This window comes from Streptomyces sp. NPDC059564 (genome assembly GCF_042735575.1).
Taxonomy (GTDB): Bacteria; Actinomycetota; Actinomycetes; order Streptomycetales; family Streptomycetaceae; genus Streptomyces.
The window spans coordinates 1-6,132 of sequence record NZ_JBHWBP010000422.1 but is presented as its reverse complement, the minus strand read 5'-3'; the positions used below and the strand labels follow the sequence as shown (position 1 = coordinate 6,132).

The following is a 6,132-nucleotide window of genomic DNA, read 5'->3' as shown; positions in this document are numbered from 1 at the left end:
GCCCCAGACCCCGCGCCTCAAACGCCGGCGGGGCTGGAATCTGCTGCGCACATTCCAGCCCGCGCGGCGTTTGAGCGCACCGGGCGCGCAGCGCCCGGGACGGGGGTCCGGGGGCCTGCCCCCGGTTTCGGGAAGGGGCGGGGTGGGGGACTGGAAAGCGTCAGCCTCGGACGGCTGCGATCGATTCGGCGAGGGCCGACGGGACGTCGGGGACCAGGGCATGGGCGCCGTCGCGGACCACGTGGCGGCCGCCGACCACCGTGTGGCGGACGTCCGAGGCCGTCGCCGCGAACACGGCCGTCTCGGCGCCCAGCCGCGGCAGCGGCCCGGCGGTGCGGACGGAGTCCAGCGCGATGGTGGTGAAGTCCGCGAGCGCGCCGGGCTCCAGCCGCCCCGCGTCGGGCCGGCCGAGGGACGCGTGGCCATCGGCGGTGGCGGCCGTGAGCAGCGCGTTCGCCGTCCAGTGCCCCCGCGTGTGGCTGCGCAGGCGCTCGTTGAGCTCCATCGCGCGGGCTTCCTCCAGCAGGTCGATCACCGCGTGGCTGTCGCTGCCCAGCGAGAGCGGGCTGCCCGCGTGCTGGAGCCGGCCGGCCGGGCCGATGCCGTCGGCGAGGTCGCGTTCGGTGGTGGGACACATGCAGGTGCCGGTGGTGGTGCCGCCGAGCAGCGCGATGTCGGCGTCGGTGAGGTGCGTGTTGTGGACGCCGGTGGTGCGCGGACCGAGCACTCCGTGGTCGGCGAGGAGCTGCGTCGGGGTGCGGCCGTGGGCGGCCTGGCAGGCGTCGTTCTCCGCCGTCTGCTCGGAGAGGTGGACGTGCAGCGGGGCCCGGTGTTCCTCCGCCCAGGCGGCGACGGTGGCGAGCTGACCGGCCGGGACGGCCCGGACGGAGTGGATCGCGGCGCCGATCAGGGCGTGGTCGCGGGGCTTGAGGGCGGACACCCGCTCGGCCCAGGCGTCGGCGGTGCCGTCGGAGAAGCGCAGCTGGTGCTGGTTGGGGCCCTCGCCGAAGCCCGAGGCCAGGTAGGCGGTGTCGAGGAGGGTGATGCGGATTCCGGCGGCGGCGGCCGCCTCGATCAGGGCCTCGCCCATGGCGTTGGGGTCGGCGTACGGGGTGCCGCCGGGGGCGTGGTGGACGTAGTGGAACTCGCCGACGTTGGTGATGCCGGCCAGGGCCATCTCCGCGTACACGGCCCGCGCGAGGTCGAAGTAGGTGTCCGGGGTGAGGTTCTGGGCGACCTGGTACATGAACTCGCGCCAGGTCCAGAAGGTGCCGGAGCCGATCTGCACGAGCGAGCGCAGGGCCCGGTGGAAGGCGTGGGAGTGCGCGTTGGCCAGGCCCGGGAGGGTCAGGCCGCGCAGCACCTCCGCGCCGGGCGGCGGGGCGTCCACGCCGGTGCGCAGCGCGGCGATCCGCCCGTCGGTGGACACCTCCAGGGCGACGCCCGGTTCGACATGGGTGCCGAGCCAGGCGTGCTCCAGCCAGTACGTCTTGTGCGCGGTCAGCACGTGCCCCTTCAACTGCATGCGAGACCTTCCAGTACGTCGGCGAGGGCGAGGACGCCGGCCACGCAGTCGTCCTCGGCGGCGAACTCCCGGGGGGAGTGGGAGACGCCGGTCGGGTTCCGTACGAACAGCATCGCGGTCGGGACGGCGGCGGAGAGGATTCCGGCGTCGTGTCCCGCTCCCGTGCCGAGGACGGGGACGGCCCCGCCCAGGATCCGGTTCATCTCGTCGCGCAGGGCGTGCTCGAACTCGACGACCGGGGTGAACGACTCCCGGACGATGTCGAGGTCGATGCCGTCCTGGCCGGCGTGCTCGCGGGCGGCCTTCTCGACGGCGGTGACGACCGTGTCGAGGGTGGCCTGGTCGGCGGCCCGGGAGTCGAGCCAGCCGCGGACGAGGGAGGGGATGGCGTTGACCCCGTTGGGCTCGACCGCGATCTTCCCGAAGGTGGCGACGGCCCCGGCGAGGGCCGCCTCCCGGCGGGCGGCGAGCACGGTCGCCGCGTACGTGAGCATCGGGTCGCGGCGGTCCACCAGGCGGGTGGTGCCCGCGTGGTTGGCCTCGCCGTGGAAGTCGAACCGCCAGCGGCCGTGCGGCCAGATCGCGGAGGCGATGCCGACGCGGTCCCCGGACAGGTCCAGGGCGCGGCCCTGTTCGACGTGCAGTTCGACGAAGGCGCCGATGCGGGCGAGGCGTTCGGGGTCGGCGCCGATCGCGTCGGGGTCGTACCCGGCCCGCTCCATGGCCTGGGGCAGGCTGACGCCGTCGCCGTCGCGGAGCTCGTACGCCTTCTCCTTGGTCAGCTGTCCGGCGGCGAGCCGGGAGCCGACGCAGGCCAGCCCGAAACGGGCGCCTTCCTCGTCGCCGAAGTTGGTGATGGCCAGCGGCCTGGAGAACTCCGCGCCGCGGCCGCGGAGTTCGTCCAGGGCCGCGAAGGAGGAGACCACCCCGAGGGGGCCGTCGAAGGCGCCGCCGTCGGGGACGGAGTCCAGGTGGGAGCCGGTGACGACGGCGTCGCCCGCGAGGGGGTCGCCGAGCCAGGCCCACTGGTTGCCGTTGCGGTCGACCTCGTACGCGAGTCCGCGCGACTCGGCCTGCGCCCGGAACCAGGCCCGGCAGTCGGCGTCGGCGCCGCTCCACGCGTACCGGCGGTACCCGCCGGAGTCGGCGTGCCGGCCGATGGGTGCGAGGTCCGCCCACATGGCGTGGAACGAGCTGCCTTCTCCCCGCCCCGCACCGCCCCCGGAGGTCCCGGGGGCGGTGGCCGACCAGCCGGTGTCCTGGGTCACGCGGAGTCACCCTCGCGCATCGGGATGCGGACGTCGCGCTCGTCCGCGACCGACTCGGCGATGTCGTAGCCGGCGTCGACGTGGCGGATGACGCCCATGCCGGGGTCGTTCGTCAGGACGCGGCGGATCTTCTCGCCGGCCAGCGGCGTGCCGTCGGCGACGGTGACCTGGCCCGCGTGGATCGAGCGGCCCATGCCGACGCCGCCACCGTGGTGGATGGAGACCCAGGACGCGCCGGAGGCGACGTTGACCATGGCGTTGAGCAGCGGCCAGTCGGCGATCGCGTCGGAGCCGTCGAGCATGGCCTCGGTCTCGCGGTACGGGGAGGCCACCGAGCCGCAGTCGAGGTGGTCGCGGCCGATGACCAGCGGCGCGGCGAGCGTGCCGTCGGCCACCATGTCGTTGAAGCGCTCGCCGGCCCTGTCGCGCTCGCCGTAGCCGAGCCAGCAGATGCGCGCGGGCAGGCCCTGGAAGTGGACGCGCTCGCCGGCCATCTTGATCCAGCGGTGCAGGGACTCGTTCTCCGGGAAGAGCTCCAGCATCGCCTTGTCGGTCTTGTGGATGTCCGAGGCCTCGCCCGACAGGGCCGCCCAGCGGAAGGGGCCCTTGCCCTCGCAGAAGAGGGGCCGGATGTAGGCCGGGACGAAGCCCGGGAAGGCGAAGGCGCGGTCGTAGCCGGCCAGCTGGGCCTCGCCGCGGATGGAGTTGCCGTAGTCGAAGACCTCGGCGCCCGCGTCCATGAAGCCGACCATGGCCTCGACGTGCGTGGCCATCGACTCGCGGGCGCGGGTGGTGAAGCCCGCCGGGTCCTTGGCGGCGTAGGAGGCCATGTCGTCGAAGTCGACGCCGACCGGCAGGTACGCGAGCGGGTCGTGGGCGGAGGTCTGGTCCGTCACGATGTCGATCGGGGCGCCTTCCGCCAGCATCTGCGGCAGCAGTTCGGCGGCGTTGCCCAGCAGGCCGATGGAGAGCGGCTTGCGGGCGTCGCGGGCCTCGACGGCCAGCTGGAGGGCGTGGCGCAGGCTGTCGGCCTTGACGTCGAGGTAGCGGTGCTCGATGCGGCGGTCGATGGCGCGCGGGTCGACGTCGATGCAGATCGCGACGCCGTCGTTCATCGTCACGGCCAGCGGCTGGGCACCGCCCATGCCGCCGAGGCCGGCGGTGAGGGTGATGGTGCCGGCGAGGGTTCCGTCGAACTTCTTGGCGGCGACGGCCGCGAAGGTCTCGTAGGTGCCCTGGAGGATGCCCTGGGTGCCGATGTAGATCCACGAACCGGCCGTCATCTGGCCGTACATGGTCAGGCCCAGGTTCTCCAGGCGGCGGAACTCCTCCCAGTTGGCCCAGTCGCCGACCAGGTTGGAGTTCGCGAGCAGGACGCGCGGCGCCCACTCGTGGGTCTGCATCACGCCGACCGGGCGGCCGGACTGGACCAGCATGGTCTCGTCCTGCTTGAGGGTCTGCAGGGTGCGCACCATGGCGTCGTACGAGCGCCAGTCGCGCGCGGCCTTGCCGGTGCCGCCGTAGACGACCAGCTTGTCGGGGTGCTCCGCGACCTCGGGGTCGAGGTTGTTCTGCAGCATGCGCAGGGCGGCCTCCTGCTGCCATCCCAGGGTGCTGAGCTCGGTGCCTCGCGCGGCCCGTACGGGGCGGGGTCCTGACATGGCGGGTGCCTCCTGACGCTGTTGGTCAATCCATTCACATCCTCGCGGCATGAATAGATCCAGTCAACAGCTGCGGGGAGGTCCGCCGGATGATGGGATGGCGCCATGGCCGCCGAGACGCCCCAGCCGACGCACCCGCCGACCCGCCCCCAGAACCCCGCCACCCTCCGTGACCTGGCCGTACGGGCCGCCATGGGGCAGGGGCTGCTGGATTCCGAGCCCGTGGCCTGTCTCCTGGACGTGGCCGGAATCAGAGCATCCGCCGCCGCGCTGACCGCCGCCTTCGCGGCCGCGGCGGCGCCCGGCACCCCCGTCCTGCACACCTTCGCCGTGAAGGCCGCCCCGCTGGTCCCCGTCCTGCGGCTGCTCGCGGACGCCGGGATCGGCTGCGAGGTCGCGAGCCCCGGCGAACTCGCGCTGGCCCGGGCGGCCGGGGTCCCGGCGGAGCGGACGGTGCTGGACTCCCCCGCGAAGACCGGGGCCGAGCTGCGCGAGGCGCTGGCCCTGGGGATCGCCGTCAACGCCGACAACGCCCAGGAGCTCCAGCGGCTCGACGCGCTGCTGGCCACGGCCCCGCACACCACGTCCCCGGTCGGTCTGCGGATCAACCCGCAGACCGGAGCGGGCACCATCGACGCCCTGTCCACGGCCACCGCCACCTCCAAGTTCGGCTTCCCGCTGCGCGACCCCGGCGCGCGGGAGCGGCTCGTACGGGCCTTCCTCGACCGGCCGTGGCTGACCCGGCTGCACACCCACTCGGGCTCCCAGGGGGTGCCGCTGGCGCTCATCGCGGAGGGCGTACGGGAGGTCCACGCGCTGGCCGAGGAGGTCAACGCGGCGGCCGGCCGGCGCCAGATCGACACCCTGGACATCGGCGGGGGCCTGCCGGTGAACTTCGCCTCCGACGAGCACACCCCGTCCTACGCCGCCTACGCGGACGCCCTGCGCGAGGCCGTCCCGGCGCTCTTCGACGGCTCGTACGGGCTGGTCACGGAGTTCGGGCGGTCGCTGCTCGCCAAGCACGGGCTGGTCCTGGCCCGGGTCGAGTACACGAAGGAGACCGGGGGCCGCCCCATCGCCCTGACCCACGCGGGAGTGCAGCTGGCGACCCGTACCGTGTACGCCCCGGCGTCCTGGCCGCTGCGGATCCTCCCGTACGACGCCAAGGGCGCGCCGCGCACCGACGACCCGGTGGCCCAGGACATCGCGGGCCCGGCCTGTTTCGCCGGGGACCTGCTCGCGACGGCCCGGGAGCTGCCGCGGCTGTTCCCGGGCGACGTGATCGCCGTCCCGGACACGGGCGCGTACTTCTTCACCGCCCACTACGGCTACAACAGCCTCCCCCGCCCGGCGGTGCACGGCTTCACCGTGCCCCCGGAGGGCGGGGTCCGCTTCACCCGGGTGCGGCCGTCCCAGTCCCTCGCGGAGCTGGTAGCCGAGGCGGGCGGTGCCCACCGCGACGCCCTGCTGTAACCGCTGCGCGGGGCCCCCTGGGGCTCCGCCCCAGACCCCGCTCCTCAAACGCCGGAGGGGCTGGTTTTTGGCTGAGCTCCACTCGCACCTGGCCGACTGCCCGAGGGAAAACCCAGCCCCGCCGGCGTTTGAGGCGCGGGGGCGCGGGGTCTCGGCCGATGCCGCCCGCCAGGCGGTAAGTGCGAGCGGACGTCGGCCAAAATCC

General features: G+C 74.0%; 4 protein-coding genes. 1 reads left to right on the top strand and 3 read right to left on the bottom strand.

Features of this window, described 5'->3' with window-relative positions; genetic code table 11:
* Window positions 1–160: 160 nt before the first annotated feature.
* The 3 genes from ACFV0Q_RS37145 to hutU form a co-directional block, all read right to left on the bottom strand.
* On the bottom strand, window positions 161–1,525 hold the full coding sequence (locus tag ACFV0Q_RS37145; protein WP_385011819.1) for a formimidoylglutamate deiminase: 1,365 nt from the start codon (window positions 1,523–1,525) through the stop codon (window positions 161–163).
* Complete coding sequence (locus ACFV0Q_RS37140; RefSeq protein ID WP_385011822.1) at window positions 1,516–2,706, bottom strand: allantoate amidohydrolase; 1,191 nt, start codon at window positions 2,704–2,706, stop codon at window positions 1,516–1,518. The genes ACFV0Q_RS37145 and ACFV0Q_RS37140 overlap by 10 nt, the downstream gene beginning before the upstream one ends.
* 83 nt (window positions 2,707–2,789) lie before the next feature.
* Entirely contained in the window at window positions 2,790–4,454 is a 1,665-nt protein-coding gene (hutU, locus tag ACFV0Q_RS37135) for a urocanate hydratase (RefSeq protein WP_385011816.1), read from the bottom strand.
* Window positions 4,455–4,559: 105 nt separating this feature from the next.
* Here hutU and ACFV0Q_RS37130 point away from each other — a divergent pair, with 105 nt between their 5' ends.
* Window positions 4,560–5,927: a diaminopimelate decarboxylase gene (locus ACFV0Q_RS37130; RefSeq protein WP_385011813.1), complete on the top strand. Its 1,368-nt coding sequence runs from the start codon at window positions 4,560–4,562 to the stop codon at window positions 5,925–5,927.
* Window positions 5,928–6,132 lie beyond the last annotated feature (205 nt).

Excerpts from the sequence above, each read along its gene's own strand:
- ACFV0Q_RS37145 (WP_385011819.1), bottom strand. The coding sequence starts at position 1,525 with ATGCAGTTGAAGGGGCACGTGCTGACCGCGCACAAGACGTACTGGCTG.
- ACFV0Q_RS37140 (WP_385011822.1), bottom strand. The coding sequence starts at position 2,706 with ATGTGGGCGGACCTCGCACCCATCGGCCGGCACGCCGACTCCGGCGGG.
- hutU (WP_385011816.1), bottom strand. The coding sequence starts at position 4,454 with ATGTCAGGACCCCGCCCCGTACGGGCCGCGCGAGGCACCGAGCTCAGC.
- ACFV0Q_RS37130 (WP_385011813.1), top strand. The coding sequence starts at position 4,560 with ATGGCCGCCGAGACGCCCCAGCCGACGCACCCGCCGACCCGCCCCCAG.